Genomic DNA, 513 nt, shown 5'->3' with positions numbered 1-513 from the left:
ACCAGGCCACACAGTCGGGGCAGACCGGTCAGTCCGGCGCCGCATCGACCGGCACGGGCGCCCGCACGTCGACCGCGCCGCGCAAGCACAAGGGCCCGCGCCGTGTGCGCCTGGCCGTGGCTCGGGTCGACCCGTGGTCGGTCATGAAGATGAGCTTCCTGCTGTCGGTGGCCATCGGCATCGCCGGCGTGGTTCTCACAGCGGTGCTCTGGATGATCCTGTCCACGATGAACGTCTTCACCGACATCGAGGGCGTGCTGCAGTCGCTGCAGTCCACGACCGCCGACCCGTTCTCGATCAAGGACTACGTCGGCTTCGGCCGCGTCGTGTCTCTCTCGATCGTCATCGGCGTCATCGACATCATCCTCATGACGGCGATAGCGACCGTCATGGCCTTCCTCTACAACATCTGCTCGGCCCTCGTCGGCGGCGTGCAGCTCACGCTCACCGACGACTGAGCGAGCACGCTGAGCCAGCACGCGCAGGCGAGCCGCACGGCATACGCAAGACGGC

1 protein-coding gene is annotated in these 513 nt (G+C 67.1%); it reads left to right on the top strand.

The features are described from left to right. Positions 1–458 (top strand): DUF3566 domain-containing protein (locus ABD194_RS20015; RefSeq protein ID WP_343994783.1); only part of this gene is annotated, 458 nt, incomplete at its 5' end. Positions 459–513: the final 55 nt, after the last annotated feature.

The sequence above is a fragment of the Terrabacter terrae genome (assembly GCF_039529575.1).
GTDB classification, from domain to species: domain Bacteria; phylum Actinomycetota; class Actinomycetes; order Actinomycetales; family Dermatophilaceae; genus Terrabacter; species Terrabacter terrae.
The sequence above is the reverse complement of the archived record's forward strand: the minus strand, read 5'-3'. Positions and strand labels throughout refer to the sequence as shown.